Origin of the sequence: Rubrobacter aplysinae (genome assembly GCF_001029505.1) — a bacterium.
Taxonomy (GTDB): domain Bacteria; phylum Actinomycetota; class Rubrobacteria; order Rubrobacterales; family Rubrobacteraceae; genus Rubrobacter_A; species Rubrobacter_A aplysinae.
Genome location: NZ_LEKH01000002.1, coordinates 1 through 21,743 on the forward strand (window position 1 = coordinate 1; position 21,743 = coordinate 21,743).

A 21,743-nucleotide genomic window follows, 5' to 3' on the forward strand; every position below is an offset into this window, starting at 1 on the left:
GGCGGAGGCGGAGAGGTTCGGGGCAGAGGTGTCGGGGCTGTCTTCGAGCGGCGAGCGGAGGCTCAGGATCTCGGCCAGCTACACCATCGGGGAGTATCTGCTTCCCGGCTGGATCGACGCCTTCCAGCACCGGATGCCCGAGGTGGTTACCGAGCTCGTGGTCGGTAACTCCGAGGCCGTGCTCGGCGAGTTCACCTCCGGCGGGGCAGGTCTGTGCTTCATAGAGAGCGGGCACGCCGCAGACGACCGCGACGGGGGACCGGAGCTGGAGCGGACGCCGGTGGCCTGGGACAGGCTCCTGCTCGCCGTCGCCCCGCATCACCGCTGGGCAAAACGCGAAAGCGTGGAGGCAAGAGAGCTTCTGGAGGAGCCATTTATCTCGCGCGAGTCCGGGTCCGGCACGCGAGTCGTCGCCGAGCATGCCTTCCAGAAGGCCGGGCTCGCACCGCCCGAGCCCGCGATGGAGCTCGCGAGCACAAGCTCCATAAAGCGGACGCTCGCCGCCGGCCACGGCTACGCCCTGCTCTCCGGCTACGTTATCCGGGACGAGCTCTCGCGGGGAGAGCTAGCCTCGCCCGAGGCCGCGGGGTTGGACCTGCGGCGTTCGCTGGATCTCGTCCGCTCCCCGGGACACCCGCCCTCTCCCCTGGCCGAGTCGTTTCTGGAGACGATGGAGCTACGCTCCGGCCTCGGCCAGGGTACGGGACAGACCGGGCCTTTCTAACCTCTCTCCGAGAGCTTATAATCTCCCGTACGGTAGAACAAAAAAGCGAAGACGGGAACGAGTAGGGCGGCGGTAGTCCGAACCAGCGAGCCGGGGGCGGTGGAAAGCCCGGCGCGGACCCCGCCCGAAGATCCTCCCCGAGCCGCCGGACCGAAAGCGGAGACGAGGCGCAGCTCCTGTGCCTGTATCAGACGTAGAGTAGGTCTGGACGTAAGCGCCACGTTACGGCGGACGGGCGTCCGGCGCGCCCGAAAGAGGCCCGGCAGAGCCGGGCAAGCAGGGTGGTACCGCGAGGGCGTAGCCCCCGTCCCTGCGGCGGAGCGCAGTTCGGCTCCCCGCGGAGGCGGGGGCTTTTACACATTCGACGTACATATTCGACGCACTCGAACGGAGGACCACGATGACTTTCGAGAAGGTACGGGCGCAGGTGGACTTCCCGGAGCTCGAGCAGGAGATGCTCGGGCTCTGGAATCGTATAGGGGCTTTCGAGAAGTCCGTCGAGAACCGCCCAAAGGACAACCCGTTCGTGTTCTACGAGGGGCCGCCGACCGCCAACGGCCGCCCCGGATTCCACCACGCGCTGGCGCGGGCCTTCAAGGACCTGATCCCCCGCTACAAGACCATGCAGGGCTACCGCGTGGAGCGCAAGGGCGGCTGGGACTGCCACGGCCTGCCCGTCGAGCTAGAGGTAGAGAAGGAGCTCGGGCTCTCCGGTAAGGACGAGATCGAGGGCTACGGCGTCGAGGAGTTCAACAAGCTCTGCAGAGACTCCGTGTTTCGCTACGTCGGCGAGTGGCGCCGCATGAGCGACCGGCTCGGCTTCTGGGCCAACATGGACGACGCCTACTGGACGCTGGAAAACTCCTACATGGAGAGCGTGTGGTGGTCGCTCAAGCGCCTGTACGAGCACGACCTCCTGTACGAGGGCTACAAGGTCACCGCGCACTGCCCGAGGGACCAGACCTCACTCTCCTCCGCCGAGGTCGCGATGGGCTACGAGGACGTAACCGACCCCAGCGTCTACGTCCGGCTACCGCTCGAAGACGACCCCGACACGAGCCTCCTAATCTGGACCACGACGCCGTGGACGCTGGTCTCCAACACGGCCGCCGCTGCTCACCCCGGTATCGAGTACGCAACCGTCCGGGCCAACGGAGAGAAGCTCATCCTCGCCCGTGACCTGCTGGACGCGGTTATCGGAGAAGGTAATTACGAGGTGCTCGAAGAGCACACCGGCGAGGAGCTCGCGGGCAAGAAGTACCGCCGCCCGTTCGACTACCTGCCCGTAGAGGACTCGGAAAACCTGTTTACCGTGGTGCTCGGTCCGCACGTCACCACCGCAGAGGGCACCGGGCTCGTCCACACGGCCCCGGCCTACGGCGAGGACGACGCCAGGATGGGCCGCGTCTACGGCCTACCCACCCTGCACCCGGTAGAGAGCGACGGCACCTTCGACGGGCGCGTCGGAGAGTTTACCGGGATATTCGTCAAGGACGCCGACCCCGGCCTCACCGAGGAGCTGCGCGAGAAGGGTGTGCTGTACCGCGCAGAGGACTACGAGCACGCCTACCCTCACTGCTGGCGCTGCGGCACGCCCCTGCTCTACTACGCAAAGAAGGCCTGGTACGCCCGCACCACCGCCGTGCTCGACACGCTGCTGGAAGAGAACGAGAAGATCGGCTGGGTCCCGGAGAACGTGAAGTGGGGCCGCTTCGGGGACTGGCTCAGGAACAACGTGGACTGGGCACTGTCACGGGAGCGGTACTGGGGCACGCCCTTGCCGGTGTGGCGCACCGAGTCCGGTGCGATCGTGGTAGTCGGTAGCGCCGGGGAGCTGCGGGAGCTGGCCATAGACCCGGTGCCGGACGACCTGCACCGCCCGTACATAGACGACGTGCGCATCAGGCACCCCGAGACCGGCGAGGAGGCGCACCGGGTGCCCGAGGTCCTCGACGCCTGGTTCGACTCCGGCAGTATGCCCTATGCCCAGTGGGGCTACCCCAACGAGGAAGGCTCCGAGGAGGAGCTTGCCCGCAGCTTCCCGGCGGACTACATCTGCGAGGCCGTGGATCAGACGCGGGGCTGGTTCTACTCGCTGCTGGCGTGCTCGACGATGCTATTTGGAGAGAGCTCGTACAGGAACTGCCTGGTGCTCGGCCACGTCCTGGACCCCGAGGGCAAGAAGATGTCCAAGAGCCGGGGCAACGTGGTGGACCCGTGGGAGGTCTTCGAGCGTCACGGGGCCGACGCGCTGCGGTGGGCGCTGTACACCGCGACGAGCCCCGGAAACCCGCGGAGGTTCAGCCAGGATCAGGTCGAGGAGGCGACCCGCAAGTACCTCCTGACCCTGTGGAACACGTACTCCTTCTTCGTCACCTACGCCCGCATAGACGGCTTCGAGCCGGAGAAAGACTACATCCAGCCCGCCGAGCGCAGCCTCATGGACCGCTGGGCGCTCTCGGAATTGCAGCTCACCATAGAGCGCGTCACCGAACGCATGGAAGAGTACGACGTTACCGCCGCCGGCCGGGCGATAGGCGAGTTCGTGGACGAGCTCTCCAACTGGTACGTCCGCCGCAGCCGCCGCCGTTTCTGGAAGGGCGAGGACGACACGGATAAAAAAGCCGCCCACTCGACGCTGTACGAGTGCCTGGTCGCCGTTACCAAGCTGACCGCGCCTTTCACCCCGTTCGTCGCCGAAGCGCTGTATCAGAACCTGGTGGTGAACGCGGAGAGCGGCGCGCCAGAGAGCGTGCACATGGCCGACTGGCCCCGGTTGGACGAGGGCCTCGTGGACCGGGAGCTCTCCGGGCGGATGGGTCACACCCGCCGGGTGGTTGCGCTCGGGCGGGCGGCGCGCAACGCGACCGCCATAAAGACCCGTCAGCCCCTGCCGGAGGTCGTGGTCGTACCCGGCGAGCGGGAGCCGGAGGGCTTCCAGGAGGGCGTGGAGAGCCTGGCCGAGATCGCGACCGACGAGCTGAACGTCAAGCGCATCTCCTTCGGCGAGACCGGAGACGTTACGGCGTACGCGCTGAAGCCGAACCTCTCGGTCGTCGGGCCGAAGTACGGGAAGCTGGCGCCCGCGATCCGGTCATCGCTCGCCGACGCGCCGCCGGAAGAAGGCGCACGGGCCGCCGCCGGGGAGCCGGTTACGATAACCGCTGACGGAGGGACGGTTACGCTCACGCCGGAGGAGCTGCTGGTAGAGCCGACAGAGCGCGAGGGCTACGCCCTGGAGCGCGAGGGGAGCCTGACGGTTGCGCTCGACACCCGGATGGACGAGAGGCTGGTGGACGAAGGGCTCGTGCGGGAGCTGGTACACGGTGTACAGAATCTGCGGCGCGACCGGGGGTTCGAGATCGAGGAGTCTATATCGGTCAGGCTGTCGGGCAGCGAGCGGATGACCGGGCTGCTCTCCGATGAGTCCGGCGGCTGGGGAGAGTACTTCAAGGGAGAGGTGCTCGCCCGCGAGCTGAGCCTCGACGGCGAACGAGAGACTCCCTCCGTCGTTACGCACGAGCTGGAGATAGAGGGTGAGCCGGTGAGGGTGAGCCTCTCGCGGGTAGCGTAGAAAGAAACCTGGAGCGGAGGAGCCGGATCGTACCCGGGGTATTAGGCGTTTTAGGGTACTGACCATCCAAAGCGGGTATGATGTAGCCTTCGAGCAAGCCAGGAGCGGCGGAAAGCAGCGCAGAGCAGAGAGCTACGAGCGGCGCTTCAGAGCTTGTGGCCCGACACAGAGGGAGGTAGCAACTTGCCGGACAAGAAGACCAAGGCTCGGATCAAGGCACAGGCCAAGGGCCGGGCGAAGAAGCTAAAGGCGGAGGCGAAGAAGAAGGGCAAGAACGCGGAGTCGGCGCTCTCGGGTGCCTCGGTCAGCGCCCTGCTCGCCGGTAGCAAGCCGGTCGCCGAGAGGCTGCTGTACGACGACGAGCTGAGGGATAACATCCGCACCTTCCTGGAGTCGGCGCAGAAGATCCTGGACGAGCTCTCGGACGAGAAGCCGTCACAGATTGTGGCCCGTCTCTGGGACGACGACAAGCTCCGCACCCAGGTAGAGTCGGCGGCGGAGGCCGCGCAGCAGGGCTCGAAGAGGGTCCGCGGCCAGAACCCGGACAAGGGCGGAAACTTCGGCAAGGTGTTCCTGGTGATCTCGGCGATCGTCGCGTTCTTGATGATCAACCCGCGCACCGGCCCGGAGGCCCGCCGCATAACCAAGGACATCTACCAGGCGGTCAGCTCTAACTAGGGGGGCTAGAAGAGCTAGAGGGCCGTATCTCTTCGGGGCTTACCGGGGGGTATATCTTCCCCACCTCTAGATCCAGCGCCCGGGCCGCGCCCGCCTCGTCCGAGGCGACCAGGGAGCGCCGTAGACGGAGGAGACCGTCTACGATCTCCTCTCTGGCGCGCCCGGCCCTGTTTCTGGCGCTGTCGCTCGGTATGCCCTGTATCTCCAGGCGCTCCGCCTGGTCTCTTTTGCGGGCCGCCCGCTCCACGCTGGTCGCGTTCTGCTCCAGGAACTCCCGGAGCGCGGCCACGGCCCGTTCCCGTTCGGCCTCGCCTACCCCGGCGCCGACGCTCTCGACGGGAGGACGATGTGCGGCCTCCCCGTCTAGCTCCGGGTTGATCCCACGCTCTGTCGAGTACGTAATGCTTTCCGAGTCCCCGGAGTCTGTTGCGGAACGCTCCGCGGCGTCTTTCGAGACTCCCGGCTCTTTCCGCACGGGTCCGCCCTGGTTCGGACCCCGGCGGAAACGTGAGATCAGACGCCCGACGGCGCCCCGGAGTCTCGCCGGGTAACGCCGGGGATCAAGATACTTGAAAGGTGGTAGGCTCCCCTCGCTCATGAGACCCATATTAAACCGCACAAGAGTGTTCTTTGTGATCCTGCTCTCACTGACCTTCGCCGCAGGGTGCTCTTCGGACCCGCGGGTGGAGGCAAACGACGCCGTCGAACGGGCGAACGAGGACATCTCGGCCCACGACGAGCTCTTCGACGAGGCCCGTGGCTCCTACTCCGAATCCCGGCAGGCGGTCCGGGATGGTAGCGGCGATGGAAACGATTCCGAGGGCTCCGGGGAAACACGGGAAAGTACCGGATCTGAAAGCCCGGCGGCGCGGGGAGCCTCCGAGGCGCGTAACAAGCTACAGGACGCCCGCGGCCGGCTACAGGAGGGCCGGGAGGAGATCTCGGGCATCCAGGAGCTGGAGGTCTCGGATAGTCTCATGCGTTACTCGCGCACGCTGGAAGGTGCCATCTCCGCGCAGATGAGGGCCGAGGAGCGGGAGATCTCCTTCTACGAGATCCTGGCAGAAGATCCGAGCCTGGAGGACAACCGCGACCGGGCGACGGAGCTGCTGGACGAGGCGCGTCAGGCGTACACGGAGGCCGAGAACGGCTACCAGGAGGCGGCGGAGATAGCGGGCTCCAGCCCGGAGATCACCGCCCCCGGGAGTGGCGGCTCTACCGGAAGCTAGGCGTCTGGAGCGTCCGGAGACGTTAGCGGCTGGCACGCGGGACAGACGTGCGTCCCGCGGCCGGCCACCTTGAGCTTCACGATCTCCGCGCCGCAGGCCGGACAGGGGTCGCCCTCCCGGTCGAAGACGCGTAGCTGGTGCTGGTACTTTCCCGTCTCCCCGAAGGCGTCGTGGTAGGAGTCGAAGGTCGTGCCCCGGGCCTCGATGGCGCGCCCCAGGATGTCGAGAATGGCGGCGTGGAGCGTCTCCGTCTCCCGCGGCGTGAGCGTGTCCGCCTTGCGCGCCGGGTGTACCCCGGCGGCGAAGAGAACCTCGTCCACGTAAATGTTCCCGAGCCCGGCGACGAGCGACTGGTCGAGCAGGAGGCCCTTGATCGCGGCCCGGCGACCAGAGAAAGCCGCCGTCAGATAGCCGGCCGTGAACTCCGGCGAGAAAGGGTCCGGGCCGAGACGGGAGATCAGGGGGTGCCCGTCCACCCCGGCGGGCTCGTACAGGTCGAAGTAGCCGAGCCAGAGCCGGGTAAAGCCCAGAACCACACCACCTTCGAACTCCAGCATCACCGTGTTCATCCGGTCCGGCTCTTGCCAGACGGGAAAGCCTAGGACGCGGCCCGAGATCACGAGATGCACGACCCCCACCACCTCGCCGAAGTCGAGAACGATGATCTTGCCCCGCCTTGAAGTCCCCCGCAGAGTCTGGCCGACGAGCTTCGCCGGGAATCCTTCGACCCCGGCGTTCGACACGTCGTCGTCCGAGATGCCGGCGCACACCACCCGGCGTCCCGCCGCCAGCGAGGCGACGTCGCGCGAGATCACGGTAACCTCCGGTAGCTCCGGCACTACGTCTCCAACCCTGTGCCGCAACCGTCCAGAACATCCTCCAGAAAGCGGGCCACGCCGTCCTCTTCGACCGGTGGCGCGACGGCGTCGGCGGCGAGCCGGACTTCCTCCGTACCGCCGACGGCCACCCCGAGCCCGGCGAACCGGAGCATGTCCGCGTCGTTGTCGGCGTCACCGAAGGCCGCGGTGCGGGCGGGGTCTATCCCCCACTCCCCGCACAGGAACGACAGGGAGCGAGACTTCGTGCCCTCCAGCGCCCCGACCTCGACGTAGTGCGGCAGGCTCCGGGTCACGAAGGCGCGCCCGGAGAACGCCTCCCGGGCCTCGTCCAGCCACTTCTCGACCCGGTCCGGGCTGTCCACCAGCACGACCCTGATCGGGCTCTCCCCGGAGTATTCCAGCCACCCCGAAAGGTCGTCCACGATCCGCACCCCGGGCTCGTCCTCGGACCTCAGCCTCTCCAGGACGGTCGGCCGCCCGGCGGATTCGGGGGGAAGCAGGATCTCACCGTCCGTCAGAATCCGGGCGTGGACCCCGCGGCTCTCGGCCCAACGGAGCATCTCTGAGGCGAGACCGGGATCCAGCGCCCGGCGCAGCAGCGTCCGGCCATCCAACCGGCGGACCATCGAGCCCCCGTAGCAGATCACGGGCTCCTCATTCCGGAACCCGAGCCGCTCTGCGTGCTCGCGGGCGGTCTCGAATCGCCTGCCGGTGGCGACCACGAGCCGCGAGCCGCGCTCCCGCAGCCTGCGCAAAGCCTTGACGGAAGAGGCGGTGATCTCTAGCTCCCGGCTCAGGAGAGTGCCGTCGAGATCAAACGCAACCACGCCAAAAGGAGACCGGCCGTTACCCGCCTTTCTACGATACTCAATTGGGCTTTCGGACATTACCGGATTCCTTGTCTGCGCCTTGACTGTGCCTTGACTGTGTGGAGACCGGGGAACATTATTGCAGGTAAAGGCGGGAGTTCACAGGAATCCACAGAAGCTCGATACCGCTGGCAAACCTGTAGCCGAGTCCGGCGGCCCTGACCCCGTTACCCGAGTGGAGCAGACGGTACTCGAACCCGTGACCTCTACCGTGCGAAAGCAAACTTGATCCGGACCTGGGTCTCCTATTCGCCGCCCTCTCTCATCGTATGGGACGTAAGCGGGAGGAACGATGAAAATGAGCCTGACCACGTAGGGGACGGTTCACTAAAGCAGGAAGGCTGGCCGAAAAGCCTCGCCATCCTCTGATACAAGGGCACAGAAACCCGGCTCCACGAGGTAGAGACGGAGCGGTTGCGGCAATTCGTGCGAGGTAGTCCGGCACACCCACAAAGCGTACAAAAGTATGCAAAAACACAACAAAGGCGCTATAAATAGGGCGCAGGCTAACCAAAGGAAAGGGTGAGCCATGACGGACAGCCTCGTAGCCAAGATCTTCAAGGATCACCTCCGTAGCGGCAGCTTCGAGCCCGGCGAGGAGGTGGGGCTGGGTATAGATCAGGCGCTCCTCCAGGACGCTACGGGCACGATGGCCGCGCTACAGTTCGAGCGGATGGGCGTCGACCGGGTACAGGTTCCGTATGCCGTGCAGTACGTAGACCACAACGTGATTCAGCTAGACTTCAAGAATCCCGACGATCACCTCTTTCTGCAGGCTTTCGCCGCGAAGTACGGCGTGCATTACAGCCGGCCCGGAAACGGTATCTGCCACTACCTGCACGTCGAGCGGGCCGCCCGGCCCGGCGCGACCCTGGTGGGCGCGGATTCTCACACCACTTCCTCCGGCGCTCTGGGCTCCATAGCCATCGGCGCGGGGGGTATAGACGTGGCGCTGGTGATGGCCGGACAGCCCTTCGAGCTGCCGGTGCCGCAGGTCGTGGGCGTAGAGCTCACGGGGCGGCTATCCGACTGGGTGACGCCGAAGGACGTGATCCTGGAGCTGTTGCGGCGGCGCGGGGTGCGCGGCGGCAAGGGCTACATCTTCGAGTTCTACGGCGAGGGCGTGGAGACGATAGACGTCACGGGCCGGACGACCATCTGCAACATGATCGCCGAGCTCGGCGCTACCACCGGCATCTTCCCTTCCGACGAGCGCACCCGCGAGTGGCTGACCGCCCAGCAACGTCCCGAGGACTTCGTGGAGCTCGCCGCCGAGGAGGGGGCCGAGTACGACGAGCACGAGCACATCGCCCTTGACGAGCTCGAGCCCCTGATAGCCATGCCCCACTCGCCCGGCAACGTCGTACCTGTGCGGGAGGTCGCCGGCAGAGAGGTGGCCCAGGTGTGCATCGGCAGCTCCGTGAACTCCGGCTTCGAGGATCTGGCGATAGCCGCCGCCGTGCTGCGGGGCGAAAGAGTGCATCCGGGCCTGGTGATGACCGTGACACCGGGGTCGCGTCAGATCCTGGACGCCCTCACCCGCACCGGCGTGTACTCGGACCTCGTGGTCGCCGGAGCCCGGATGCTGGAGCCCGTGTGCGGCCCGTGCGTCGGGATGGGTCAGGCCCCGCCGAGCGACTCCGTGAGCGTCAGGACCTTCAACCGCAACTTCCCCGGGAGGTCCGGCACCATCACGGACCAGGTATGCCTCTCCAGCCCGCCCACGGCTGTCGCCACCGCGCTGAAAGGAGTAATTACAGACCCCCGGGATCTCGGCGAGTACCCGGAGCTGCCCACCCCGCCGGCTGAGCCCGCGGTGGACGACGCCCAGATCCTGGCCCCGGCCCCGCTGGAGGAGGCTTCGGGCATCGAGATTCCGCGCGGACCGAACATAAAGCCCCCGCCCGAGGCGTCTGAGCTTCCCGAGGAGCTTACGGCAACCGTGACCATCGTGGTCGACGACGACGTCTCCACCGGCGACCTCGCCCCCGACGGGGTGGAGGTGATGAGCTTCCGCTCCAACGTGCCGGAGATAGCCGAGTACACCCTCCGCCGCTTCGACCCCGACTATCCGGCCAAGGCGCGGGAGATGGCCCCCGGCTACATCGTCGGCGGGCACAACTACGGTCAGGGTAGCAGCCGCGAGCACGCCGCCCTCGCCCCGCTACAGCTCGGCGTGCGGGCCGTGCTCGCAAAGAGCTTCGCCAGGATCCACCGCCGGAACCTGATCTCCCAGGGCATCCTGCCGCTCGTCTTCGCCGACGAGTCCGACTACGACCGCTTCGAGCAGGGCCAGAGCTGGACGCTCTCCGGCCTCCGCGAGCGACTTGAAGGCGACGTCCGGGAGCTGCCGTTGCGCTCCGGCGGCGAAGAGGTGACGCTGCTTGCAGAGCTCTCTCGGCGCGAGCGCGACATCCTGCTCGCCGGCGGCGTGCTGCGCAAGCTCCGCGAAGGCGGTACCCAAAGTACCCAGGAAACTGCGGGCAGCTCCACCGGGCGTGACGAGGTCGGCGAGTAGGACGAGTAGCCCACCAGGGGTAATGTCCAGTACCTACCCACCCTCGCAGTCGCCGGCCCAATGGATATACGTGACGGCCGTCAGATCGGGCTCTTTCTCCGGCGCTTCACGAAGTAACCGGCGACCCGGGTCGCGCCTGTACGCGGCTCAGGTAGTCGTAGAAACCGCTGGCGGCGAGCCCCTCGCCCACGAGCTCGCCGCCGAGCACGAACAGCAGCCGCTTCTCCGTGCAGGGCAGGGTGGGTTCCCGTCACCGAGAACGCGCACACCGTCCGGTCAGCCCAAGTATGCGTAGGCCAGGCTACGCTCCGGTAGTCGGTGTTGGGGCCGGACGGGCTCTGCCCGTGGGTGGCCGAGCCCCGAGCCGAAAGAGCCCGAACTATTCATGACTATTCATCACCGGCCTTCCCCGGGACACTGGAGTAGAGGTCTCTTACAAAGTAGACGAGCAGCAGCACCACGCTAACGCAGAGGGCCACGACGGAGAGACCGACGACGTAGGGCCACATGCCAGGCCTGCCTATGGCAAAGAAGAACGCCACGCAGAACGTAACCGCCAGGGCTAGCCAGGGCAGATCAGGCTTCAGGTTCAGTCTCAGGCGGCTGACGTCTACCGCAGAACTCTCGCGCCGGGTCAGGAGAGTCCCCGCTACAAGGCCGATAATGGAGAACACTATGCCAACGAGCAGGGGCTCCGAGACCAACCCGAAGGCCTCACATATTATCGTGGAGCCCCCGCCGAGGATCATCGCAGTCAGGGCTCCGGAGGAGTTCGCCCGCCTCCAGTAGAGCCCGGCCAGTATCGGGACGAAGGTGGCCCCGGCAAAGATCTGCTGCGTGGTGAGTAGTAGCTCAAGTATGGAAGGGGTCACGAGCGCGGCTACCGTGCTCGCCGTCCCTATAACCACTATGCTCCAGCGGGTAATGCCAAGGCCTCTGGATTCCGAGATCCCCTCTCCCTCACCTCCCTCGTCTGCGGCGGTGTATGAGTCGCGCTGCCCTCTCTCGACGATGTCCCGGGAGACGTGGATACCCGCGCCGAGCAGGTTCGAGTCAACGGTGGACATCGCGGCGCCGAGGATGCCGGTCACGACGATCATTCCCACCACCGGATTTATTACCTCTAGGGCCATCACCGGGAACACCGTTTCCGGGTTCTCGAGGCCCGGCCTCAGGGCGGCTCCAAGCGTCCCTACCATGGCTAGCGAGAACGCGGCGAAGAGCCCGACGAACAGGACCATCAAGAGGCTTATACGCCTTATGAGAGCGGCGCTCCGGGCGGCGTAGACTCGCTGTATCTGGGTCTGTGAGATCGTGTTCAGCGGCATGAATGTTATCGCCCAGACGATCACCACCAGGAGGGTAACGCCCTGGGTGAGGCTTAGCGTATCCGCCCCCAGGCGGCTCGATATCTCGGAAGTTCCCGCAGAGAATGACGAGAGGAACCCGGCCTCCGGCGCCAGGGCCGGAAAGCCGAAGGCCACGACGAGCGCGAGGCCGGCGACCATGATGATCGTCTGCACCCAGTCGGTTATCGCAACGCCCCACAAACCGCCGAAGGCCGTATAGACGATGGTTACGACCGAGGTGATGACTACCGCGAGCGTCGTGTTGATGCCGAGCAGGGTGTTGACGATCAGTCCTATACCCAAGATGCTGCCGCCCGCACCGCCCACGAGTGCGATCAGGGAGAAGAAGGTAACGACGAAGGCGGCGGGCCGGTTGTAGCGGAGCTCTATCATGTCCGGCAGGGTGAACACCCTGTGCTCCGAAGCTATCTTGCGTATCTTGCCCGAGATGAAGAACAGCAAGAAATAAGCAGAGCCCGCCGCGGCCAGGAGCCAGATGGTGGAGAACCCTCCCGAGTAGATCTGGCCCGAGAACCCCATGTACGTGTTAGCCCCGACCACCGTGGAGAATATGGTGGCAAAGAGCACGGCTCCACCCATGCTAGAGGACGCCACGTAGAAATCCGACTTGCTCTGCTGCCGGCGGGCGAGCACGAAGCCCACGCCGAGCAGCAGGATCAGGTACACGACCGGTATCAAAAGCAAGGAGGAGCTTACACCGGCCTGGCTCATTGGGCGAGGCTTTCGAGATAGCGGAGCAGGAGCTCGGTCATCGCCGCAACGTCGCGCATCGAGACCACCTCGTGGGCGTGCACGTACCGTGTCGGCAACAAGAGAGCCCCCGCGGCGGTCCCGGCACGCTCGAGCTGTATCGCCGCCGCGTCCGTGGAGCCGGCCATGAATACCTCCGGCTGAAAGGGAATATCATGCTCCCGGGCGACGCTCTTCATGCCGCGCGCAACCTCGGGATCGGAAATGATCCCTATATGGGAGCCCGAAAGCCGGTCCATCATCTTTATCCCGGGGCCCGCGTCCAGGGTGGTTATCGCCTCGCGCGTCTCGGACCCCGGCAGGTCGTTTGCGACCGTTATATCGAGGGCCACGGCGTAGTCGGGGTCTATGGAGTAGGCCGCGGTCCTCGCCCCGCGGAGGCCGACCTCCTCCTGGGTGGTGAAAGCGAAGTACAGGTCGGGCAGGGCGGCGGCCTCAGGCCCGCTCTCCGAGATCCTGCGCATGGCCTCAAGCTGGATCAGCACGAGCGCCCGGTCGTCCAGCGCCTTGGCCATGAGTCTGTGACGGCCGAGCCTGCGGAACTCGTAGTCGATTGAGACCGTGTTTCCGATCTCGAGCCCCATCTCTTCAGCCTCTTGCTTGGTAGAGGCCCCGACGTCTATAAAGAACTCGTCTATCTCCGGGAGGGTCTCTATAGCCTGGGGCCGTCCGGGCTTCATGTGATTTATGAGTCCGGGCACCAGGCTACCGTCATCGGTCTTTACCGTGCAGGCCCGGGCGAAGAGGTTCTGTGGTCGGTGACCCCCGACCGGCGCGAAGAAGAGAAAGCCCCGCTCGTCTATGTGACTGACCATGAGACCGATCTCGTCCAGGTGGGCCGCTACCATGACCCTCGGACCATCGCCGGGTACGTGGGCGATCACGTTCCCCAGAGTATCCGTTCGGACCTCGGGCGTATAGCCCTCGGCCTCACGGCGCACCTCCGCCGCCAGCGTCCCCTCGTAGCCGGAGACGGCGTGGGCGCCGCAGAGATCTCCGAGACGGTCGATCAACAACTCGTCCATATTCTCCAATGCTCCCCCTCCGCGGTCAGAACGGGCCACGTCTCTCCGCGTTGGCCCGTGTACTCAGCTTGCTCGTACAACATACAGGTCCCCTGGGGGCCTACGCCAGGCAACCAGACCCTCGCTCCTCCCCATCACAAATCCCTATCTGGGAACATGGTCCGTAGACCGCAGGCGGTTCGGTGGAGCACTCAATGAAACGCTATCTGACCCGCCTGGAACCCTCGACCTTATGGTATTCATCGCCCATGAGGGTTCTTACAGCCTGTCTATCCCGGCCCTCCTTTGGTGCGAGCGCGTATATCCCGGTGCCGAGCAGCACCCACACGGCGAGTATCGCGTACTCCTGGGGCCAGATCAGGGACATCCCGGTGCCGGGTATCAGGGTAAACACGATGATTAGAACGGCCGCGACGCCTCCGATCAGCGGTAGCCACGAGAGGCGTACGTGGTAGGGGCTATCCACGTCCGGATAGCGCCGGCGCACCCGGTACATGCACAGTACCGCCATAAACCAGGCGAGCCCTATATACACGCCGCCCGTGTCCAGGAACCAGGTTATGGCCCCCTGCCCGAGCCAGCCCAGCCCAAGAGCCAGTGACAGAGTGAAGATCAGGGCGTTCACAGGGGTGCCGCGCCGCTCGTTTATCGTGGCGAACATCGCGGGGAAGAGACCGGCGCGGGCGAGGGCGACCATTATCCGCGAGGTGGCTACGAAGAGCGCGAGGAAGCTGGTGACGAGTCCGAGAACGGAGATCGCGTAAGCCCCCCAACCGAGAGCCGGGAAACCGGCGATCCGGTAGGCATCTATGGTCCCCTGCTCGAGCTGGGCGGTCCTCTGCCAGGGGATCACCCAGGCGGAGGCTAGCAGGACCAAGCAGTAGAACGTGCCGGCCACCACAATGGTCGCGACCACCACACGGCCGATGTTCCGGGGCCGGAGATTGGCGTCCTCGGCCAGGATCGCTACCAGGGAGAACCCTGTAAGAAAGGTCATGGCCGGCAGCACGAAGCGCAGGGTCTGCGGCACCGGAGAGCCATCCTGGGCGTACGGCGGCCAGAAGTTCGAGGGGCTGCCGGATGAGAAGCCGACGACGGCGAGAATCGCCCCGATGAACAGGATGACTCCGAACAGCAGTAGCTGGGTGTTGCCCCCGAGGCGCATGCCGTACGCGTTGATCCCGCACACGGAAGCCGCAAGTAGAACTCCTACGGCGAGTACCGGGAGGTACACGGTGGTGTCGGCTATCGTGTACAGCGGTATCGTGGTCAGGAATGGGAAGAGGTCCGCAAGCAGGAACCCGCTGGCGGTGACGTAGAAAGCCAGAGAGCTAACGTAGGCACCTATGAGCAGCCAGCCGACGATGAAGGCAACCCTGCGGTTGAACCCGAGATAACCGTAGACGACCTCCCCGCCGGCCCGGGGGAACTTGGCGGCGAGCTCCGCGTAGGAGAGGGCGACGAGCCCGGCCAGGATCGCGCCGAGCGCCAGGCCGAAGATCATCCCGCCCGCGCCGTAGTCGGAGAAGAAGATGCCGTTCGTGTAGATCCAGCTCGTTCCGATCACCCCGGCGGCCCCGAGCGCAATCAGCGTTAGCGGACCGAGGCTCTTTCTTAGATCGTTCGTGGCCACGATAATCTCCTTCCCGTACGACGCTTACCGACGCTTACCCGGGCACTACCCTAGACTCCCCAGTCTGACGATAAGCGTAGGGACGCGCAGGGACGACGCGAGCATCCGGAACCACAGGACTCAAGCATCCAGCCATCTCACGGCCTGGTCCCAGATCCTGCCATACCCCTCCCATGAGGTGAACGGGTCGGGGCACCAGTGCGGTGCTATGTCAGAGGTCCATGCGAGCGTCCTGCCACCGCCGTACTCGCCGCACACCAGCAGGGGATCCCCGCCTACCTCGGCCAACACCGAAGCCCCGGGCTTGGCCTCTACCCGGTTGTAGCCGAGCAGCACGGGCCACTCGCCCTCTACGCCCTCGAGTATCTGGTGATCCGGCTGACGCACGTCCGCCACCACGCCCTCGGGGGTCTCCACCCGGTCGTCGTAGGGGGAGATGGATACCGGGAGCGCCTCTTCAATCGGAGTACGATAATAGAATGCGCCGGCGTTGATACCCTGGAAAGAGTAGTAGCCGCCGCACATGACGAGCGCGCCGCCGTCGTAGGTCCAGTCCTGGACCATCTTCAGCCTGTTAGCTGTCGGCTTTCCACGCAAAAACGTATCCGGGTGCAGGAGCAAGGTGTTGGCCCCGATGTCCGAGAGGACGAGCACGTCCACCCCGGAAAGACCCTCTCTTTCGAGCGGGAACCCTTCCTGCGCCTCGTGGGCCGGCATCCAGACGACCTCGTGACCGGCATTCTGCAGCGCATCTCTCAAAGGTCCTATGCCGGTCTCGATCATCGCGTCGGTAAAGTTATCGAACCCCTTGTAGTGGGTACGATTGGTGATCCAGGATTCTCCGACGACCATCACTCGGCTCATCTTTATCTACCTCCGGTAAGAGCTTTTCTAGGGTTTTCGGTTACCAGCAGGGCCAGCTCCCGCTCCGTGAAGCCGTGCCGTCTTAGCCGAGGCAGGAAGTTTTCGAGTACGTGGGCGTAGCCGGTACCACCGTAGCGGACGAGCTGTATCTTGACGAACACGTCCTGTGAGAGCAGGATGCTGCCAAAGAACCCGGCCTCCTTGAGACCCGCGAGCGCCCGCGCGTTCTCCCCATCCGAAGGCGACTGGGCCTGCTGGTCGGCGTAAAAGAAGTCCATACCGATCATGTCGTACTCAAGCCAGGCTCCCCGGCCTGCGAGGTTGATCTGGTACTCAGGGTCGCCGCCGCTCGGGTTCATGTGGCACAGGATAGTGTTCGTAAGATCACCGCCCTCTTCCTCAACGGTATCCAGCACGCGGCCGGCGAGACGCTCCCAGCCCGGGAGGTGTACCTCCAGGGGCGCGCCCGTACGACTCTGGGCTCGGGCGGCCCCACGGAGAACTTTCTCCTCCTCGGCGGTGAAGTCGGCGGAGATCCCGATCTCGCCGATGATGCCGGCCTTAACACCGCGCACGCCCTCCTGGATGTCGCGCTCGATCTCGTCCGCAACGTCCCCCGCTGACATAGTGGCGACCCACTTAGGGTGCGACTGCTCCAGATAGTAGCCCGCGCCCATGACGATGTGCAGACCCGTGGCGCGCGAGATGCGTTTGAGGGCCTCGGGGTCTCTTCCTATGCCCCGGCAGGTGGGGTCGACGACCGTACCGCCGCCGGCCAGCCGGAAGCGCGAGATCTCCTCCACGGCCGCGTCTTCGTCCAAAAGCTGGCAGTTATCCCGGCAAAGGAAGGGCTCGTTCTTTAGCGTACCCAGCATGTCCATAGAGACCGGACGGCGTGCGAGTGCGCGCCGCGAGGCCTCTTCCGGCTCCTCGAACCACGGTGTGGCGTCGACCATGAGATGCTCGTGAGTCAGCGTTACGCCGAGCTCGGCGGAGTCCACCGGCCCGAGCACCGTATTTACCTCTGCTACCTGCGACATCCTATACCTCCCTCATCTGCCTAGGCGGCTGAAGATCTTCGTGTTGGCCCAGATGGCGAGCAGCAGCACGACGCCCTGGGCAACGGGCACGGCGAACGGCGAGACGCGCATGAGGATCAGGCCGTTGCTTATGACCGCTATCGTGAGCGCTCCGAGTACCGCGCCTATCACCGTGCCACGTCCACCGAAGATCGAGGTACCTCCCAAAACGACGGCCGCGATGACCTCGAGCTCCAGGGCGACGGCGGCGTTCGCCGAGCCCGAGGTCAGCCGGGCGGCGAAGATCATGCCGCCGAGGGCGGCGGCCGCCCCGGTGAGCATGAAAGCCGAGAGCTTCACGAGCCTCGTGTTCACCCCGGCTCTTCGCACGGCCTCCTCGTTCGAACCTATCCCGGTGATGTACTGACCGTACTTGGTGCGGTTCATCAGCACCCAACCCACGAGGACGACCACGGCGGCTATGATCGCCGGGACCGGAATAGGCCCGACCTGCCCCTGGCCAAGCACGACGAAGAGTTTGCTGGAGTCTATAGAGATCGAGTACCCTTGCGTGAGAAGCTGGGCGACCCCGCGCCAAGCGGTGAGCCCCGCGAGGGTGACGATCAGAGCTGGTATCCCCTGGTAGGCGGTGAACCAGCCGTGGATGACGCCCGCGCCGATCCCGAGGCCGAGCATAGCGATTATCGTGAGCCAGGTCGGGTTCCCGAACGCGAGCATCGAGGCCGAGAGCGCCCCGGTAAGGGCCACGAGCGAGCCGACGGAGAGATCTATCCCCGAGCTTGTTATGACGAAAGTCATGGCCACGGCGAGTATGAGGGTCGGCGCGTACTGCCGGAGAATATTCAGCGCGTTGCCCGTGGTAAAGAAGGCGTCAGTGGTTACGGAGAACACGACAATCAAGATCCCGAGCATCGCTAAAACACTAAGGATCTGGGCGTTCTTTAAGAGCAGGGCCTTTACCCGCTCCCGGCGCTCGCCCTTACCGGATTCTCTCTCAGCGGCTATCATGCGGCCTCCGCTCCGCCGCCGACTATCGCCTGCACGAGTTGCTCCATGCTCGTGGAGGAGGTGTCGAGATCGGCGACATTCGTTCCCTCGTACATGACCGCGATCCTGTCGCAGACCTTGAAAAGGTCCTGGAGTCGGTGGGTTATGAGGATCACGGAGACACCCGTACTCGCAACCTCCTGTGTGAGTTCTAGAACCTGCTCGACCTCCTTGACCGCGAGCGCGGCCGTGGGCTCGTCCAGGATCAGCACCCGGGGGTTAAACGAGAGCGCCCGGCCTATCGCCACGGACTGACGCTGGCCGCCGGAGAGGTTAGCTACGGGCACGTCGGTGTACTGGATCCTGATGCCCAACGAGTCCAGCGCCTCGGCGGCCTCCCGGTGCATCTTGCGCCGGTCGACAAACCCCCACAAGCCTCCCCATCTGGGCTCCCGGCCAAGGAACAGGTTGCCGGCCACGTCGAGCTCCTCGCACAGCGAGAGATCCTGGTAGACCATCTCTATGTGCTCTGCCCGGGCGTCCCTGGGGTGGGAGAACCTCACCTCCTTTCCGTCCAGCAGTATCGAACCCGAGTCGGGGGCCTGAGCCCCCGACAGGATCTTCATCAGCGTGCTCTTGCCGGCTCCGTTGTCACCGACCAGGCCGAGTACCTCCCCGGGCGCCAAGGAGATGTTCACCCCCTGTAGGGCCTGGACGGCGCCGAAGCTCTTCTTTATGTCCCGCAGCTCTATGCGGGATAGCGTGTTATCTGCGGCAGTATCCATGGCTACTCGAACAAGCTCCTGAACTGGTCGACGTTCTCGTCCGTTGCTATCGTGATCGGGATGTTCTCCGTCTCTGGGACCTCGTTGCCCTGTACGAGGTCCACAGAGAACTGTACGGCGGTCTCGCCTTCGGCCCGCGGGTCCTGCTGCACGACGGCCTCGACGAAGCCATCGTCAATACCGCGTATCGCCTGGGCGCTCAGGTCCCAGCCGAACTGGGGAATACCCGTGGCATCCTGTGATCGGGCCGCGGCGACCGTGCCGATAAGTGCGGGCTCGCCGGTGGAGTACACGGCGTCCATGTTCGGATTCGCGGTGAACAGGTTCTCCGCAGCCTGTTGAGCCTGCTCCTGCTGATTCTCGCCGTCAACCACCTGCACGATCTCGTGTCCGGCCTCCTGGACGGTCTCCTCGAACGCATCCTCGCGCGTGATTTGTATGGTCGAGTTCAGCGCGCTAACGAGACCGATCTGTGCAGACTCTATATCCTGCTCTTCGGCCCAGTCGTTAAAGTACGAGCCCATCTGGGCGGCGGCATCCGAGTTATCGACACCGATCTGAGCATCTACCGCCGGGTTGTCGACGACGGCGTCTATGGCGACTACTGGAATGCCGGCCTCCTCAGCGTCCTCTATAGCCGGCTGGATACCTTCGGTATCTATGGCTACCACCGTGATTGCGTCCACGCCCTGCTCTACGTAGTTCTGTATGGCATTATTCTGAGCGGCAGGCTCGTCATTGGCGTTAAATACCGTGAGAGACGCATTCGCCTCCTCAGCAGCTTGCTCGGCCCCTGCAACCATTTCGGTGAAGAACAGGGCCTCAAGGTTAATGGTCACCATGGCAATCTCCGGCCCGTCGCCTTGTACTCTCTGCTCCTCATCGCCTTCTTGGCTAGCCTGATCTCCGCCACCTGATCCGCCTTCGTCCTGGCTCTCCGGCGGCGCGGCGCACCCGGCGCCCACCACCGCCGCGAAGAGCGCGGCTACCGCCACCAGCGTCCACAGCTTCATCGTCCTGGTCATGCTTCCCCTTTCCCTCTCGTGGCTTCCCGGCTCCGGACTAGCTCGCCTCGATCAAGCCCACCACCTCTCCTCTGTACGGCACCTGTCCTCTTGCTCCCGCCGCGCCCACGGAGATCGCGGCTGCGGCCGCCGCGAACCTACCGGCTCTCTCCGTGTCCCCACCCTCCACCCACTCCGCGAGGAACGCCGCGGCGAACACGTCGCCAGCCCCGGTGGCGTCCACCACCTCGACCTCCGGAGTCGAGACTCTCCAGCAGCCGCTGCCGTCGGCCACGACCGCGCCCGCTCCTCCGAGGGTCACGGCAGCCGCCGTAACGCCCTGGCCGGTAATCTGGTCAGCGGCTTCTTCCGGGTCCTCCGCCAGAGCCTCCGCCAGGCCCGCATTCAAGAAAGCGACGTCCAGGGCCTCAGCGATCTCGGGCAGCTTCGCCGCAAGCTCGCCGGGCTCTATGCCGTCGAGATCCGCGGAGGTTACGAACCCGGCCCGGCGCGCCTGACGGAGAACCGAAAGCCCGTCCGCGAGCCGGTAGCCGTCGACGTGCAGACACTTCCGCCGCTCGGGACTCTCAACCAACGCGGCGCGTAGAGGTTGGTAGTCGAAAGCCAGGGGCTCGCTCACTATCGCCCTGTCACCCTCCGGACCGAGGAGTATCAGGGAGGTCGTCGTGGAACCTTCGGAGGCGGTCATTGCGCTCGTGTCCACCCCGAATCTGGCCAGCTCCGCGACCGCCTCTTCCCCGCCCGTATCCGGTCCCACGCCACCGAAGAAGCGGACCTCCATGCCGAGCCTGGAGGCCGCGCAAGCCATGTTCGCCGTCATGCCTCCCGGAGAGCGCGAGATCCTCCCGGCGGTCACGCGTTCCCCGAAGCCCGGTATCCGCCCGAGCTCCGCCGTTACGTCCACGTTGACGTAGCCGGCGGCGAGCAGCAGGGGCCTCACAGACTCCCCACCCTGTCCATCAGCCGCTTGACACGCTCGACGGAGACCGGGCTCCACCACTTGCCGGTCTCTTTCAGAGAGCTCGCCACTATCGCCCCGTCCGCGATCTCCATGATCTCCGAAACGTTTTCCAGGGAGATGCCGCTTCCCACGATTACCGGCAAGCTCGCCGCCTCCTTGATAGCCGACAACTCGCCGAGTTCGGCGGCCCCGCCCGTGCGCTCTCCGGTCGCTATAAGCACGTCCGAGTCAAAGAACTCGGCGTCGCGGACCTGCTCCTCCAGGGTGCGGTCCGCTACTATCGCGTGGCTGCCGTGCTTTACGTGGACGTCGGTGAAGAACTTGATGTCGTCCTCGGCCCGGAGCATCGAACGGTAGCGTGTCGCCTGCGGCGCGGCGCCCTCGATGAACCCTTCATTCGCGACGTACGCGTTCACCCACTGGTTAGCCCTTACGAAGGTCGCCCCGGCGGCCTTGGCCACAGCCAGCGCGCACTCCGTTCCGTTGGCGAGCACGTTGATCCCCACGGGCAGCGCCACCTCCTCGCGCACCCTGAGGCTCATGGCCGACATCGCCGCCGCGGTCTCTAACCCGATGTCCCCGGGCTTGGCGAACGGCAGATCCCAGTGGTTCTCGACTACGAGCCCTTGGACCCCGCCATCCCGGTAGCGCAGACCTTCCTCAACGGCGAACCGGTAAATATCATCCAGGCTCTCACCCCGGTAGCCGGGCGCGCCCGGGAGAGCCTTGCTGTGTATCACCCCGATGATCTTCTTAGCGCCATCGGTGCCGAACAGCCCGTGTAGGGCATCTTCCTTCTGCGGGAATACGCTCACCTAACCCCCTCATCCGTTACATGCTAGAGGATGTCGCCCGTGCTCCGCGCCATCTCC

Annotated in this window: 18 protein-coding genes; 5 read left to right on the forward strand and 13 right to left on the reverse strand. The window is 65.2% G+C overall.

Going from position 1 to position 21,743, the window contains the following annotated elements; genetic code table 11:
- From ABD53_RS02385 to ABD53_RS02395, 3 genes are all read left to right on the forward strand, one after another.
- Window positions 1-724: LysR substrate-binding domain-containing protein (locus tag ABD53_RS02385; RefSeq protein ID WP_053057588.1), on the forward strand; the 724-nt coding region annotated here is incomplete at its 5' end.
- Between the two features lie 400 nt (window positions 725-1,124).
- A complete protein-coding gene (gene ileS, locus ABD53_RS02390; RefSeq protein WP_047864181.1) occupies window positions 1,125-4,298 on the forward strand; it encodes an isoleucine--tRNA ligase in 3,174 nt (1,057 codons plus the stop codon).
- Between the two features lie 183 nt (window positions 4,299-4,481).
- Window positions 4,482-4,976 (forward strand): hypothetical protein, encoded by a 495-nt coding sequence (locus tag ABD53_RS02395; protein WP_047864182.1) that lies wholly within the window; start codon window positions 4,482-4,484, stop codon window positions 4,974-4,976.
- Here ABD53_RS02395 and ABD53_RS02400 read toward each other — a convergent pair.
- Window positions 4,969-5,574 (reverse strand): hypothetical protein, encoded by a 606-nt coding sequence (locus tag ABD53_RS02400; protein ID WP_152670536.1) that lies wholly within the window; start codon window positions 5,572-5,574, stop codon window positions 4,969-4,971. The two genes, ABD53_RS02395 and ABD53_RS02400, sit on opposite strands and share 8 nt — an antisense overlap.
- 34 nt (window positions 5,575-5,608) lie before the next feature.
- On the opposite strand from ABD53_RS02400, the gene ABD53_RS02405 reads away from it, so the two are divergent.
- On the forward strand, window positions 5,609-6,205 hold the full coding sequence (locus tag ABD53_RS02405; protein WP_047864184.1) for a hypothetical protein: 597 nt from the start codon (window positions 5,609-5,611) through the stop codon (window positions 6,203-6,205).
- On the opposite strand, the gene mutM is transcribed toward ABD53_RS02405, so the two are convergent.
- Entirely contained in the window at window positions 6,202-7,044 is an 843-nt protein-coding gene (gene mutM / locus ABD53_RS02410) for a bifunctional DNA-formamidopyrimidine glycosylase/DNA-(apurinic or apyrimidinic site) lyase (protein ID WP_047864185.1), read from the reverse strand. The genes ABD53_RS02405 and mutM overlap by 4 nt on opposite strands.
- Window positions 7,044-7,871: a Cof-type HAD-IIB family hydrolase gene (locus tag ABD53_RS02415; RefSeq protein ID WP_047864186.1), complete on the reverse strand. Its 828-nt coding sequence runs from the start codon at window positions 7,869-7,871 to the stop codon at window positions 7,044-7,046. The genes mutM and ABD53_RS02415 overlap by 1 nt, the downstream gene beginning before the upstream one ends.
- A 571-nt stretch (window positions 7,872-8,442) precedes the next feature.
- Here ABD53_RS02415 and ABD53_RS02420 point away from each other — a divergent pair.
- On the forward strand, window positions 8,443-10,431 hold the full coding sequence (locus tag ABD53_RS02420) for an aconitate hydratase (RefSeq protein WP_047864187.1): 1,989 nt from the start codon (window positions 8,443-8,445) through the stop codon (window positions 10,429-10,431).
- A gap of 389 nt (window positions 10,432-10,820) precedes the next feature.
- Here ABD53_RS02420 and ABD53_RS02425 read toward each other — a convergent pair whose 3' ends face one another.
- From ABD53_RS02425 to ABD53_RS02470, 10 genes are all read right to left on the reverse strand, one after another.
- A complete protein-coding gene (locus ABD53_RS02425; RefSeq protein ID WP_047864188.1) occupies window positions 10,821-12,512 on the reverse strand; it encodes a sodium:solute symporter family protein in 1,692 nt (563 codons plus the stop codon).
- Window positions 12,509-13,576, reverse strand: a complete 1,068-nt coding sequence (locus tag ABD53_RS02430) for a M42 family metallopeptidase (RefSeq protein ID WP_152670537.1) — start codon at window positions 13,574-13,576, stop codon at window positions 12,509-12,511. Before ABD53_RS02430 ends, ABD53_RS02425 begins: the two co-directional genes overlap by 4 nt.
- 202 nt (window positions 13,577-13,778) lie before the next feature.
- Complete coding sequence (locus ABD53_RS02435) at window positions 13,779-15,209, reverse strand: APC family permease (protein WP_200900254.1); 1,431 nt, start codon at window positions 15,207-15,209, stop codon at window positions 13,779-13,781.
- 120 nt (window positions 15,210-15,329) lie between these two features.
- Window positions 15,330-16,073, reverse strand: coding sequence for a glutamine amidotransferase (locus ABD53_RS02440; RefSeq protein WP_047864190.1), 744 nt, complete (start codon window positions 16,071-16,073; stop codon window positions 15,330-15,332).
- A 2-nt stretch (window positions 16,074-16,075) separates the two neighbouring features.
- Window positions 16,076-17,113 (reverse strand): phosphotriesterase family protein, encoded by a 1,038-nt coding sequence (locus tag ABD53_RS02445; protein ID WP_047864191.1) that lies wholly within the window; start codon window positions 17,111-17,113, stop codon window positions 16,076-16,078.
- Window positions 17,114-17,125: 12 nt separating this feature from the next.
- Complete coding sequence (locus tag ABD53_RS02450) at window positions 17,126-18,121, reverse strand: ABC transporter permease (RefSeq protein ID WP_047864192.1); 996 nt, start codon at window positions 18,119-18,121, stop codon at window positions 17,126-17,128.
- Entirely contained in the window at window positions 18,118-18,885 is a 768-nt protein-coding gene (locus tag ABD53_RS02455) for an ATP-binding cassette domain-containing protein (RefSeq protein WP_047864193.1), read from the reverse strand. The genes ABD53_RS02450 and ABD53_RS02455 overlap by 4 nt, the downstream gene beginning before the upstream one ends.
- Window positions 18,886-18,887: 2 nt before the next feature.
- Window positions 18,888-19,910: a substrate-binding domain-containing protein gene (locus ABD53_RS02460; protein ID WP_053057591.1), complete on the reverse strand. Its 1,023-nt coding sequence runs from the start codon at window positions 19,908-19,910 to the stop codon at window positions 18,888-18,890.
- A gap of 37 nt (window positions 19,911-19,947) precedes the next feature.
- Window positions 19,948-20,850: a carbohydrate kinase family protein gene (locus ABD53_RS02465; RefSeq protein WP_047864194.1), complete on the reverse strand. Its 903-nt coding sequence runs from the start codon at window positions 20,848-20,850 to the stop codon at window positions 19,948-19,950.
- On the reverse strand, window positions 20,847-21,686 hold the full coding sequence (locus tag ABD53_RS02470; RefSeq protein ID WP_047864195.1) for a BtpA/SgcQ family protein: 840 nt from the start codon (window positions 21,684-21,686) through the stop codon (window positions 20,847-20,849). Before ABD53_RS02470 ends, ABD53_RS02465 begins: the two co-directional genes overlap by 4 nt.
- Window positions 21,687-21,743: the final 57 nt, after the last annotated feature.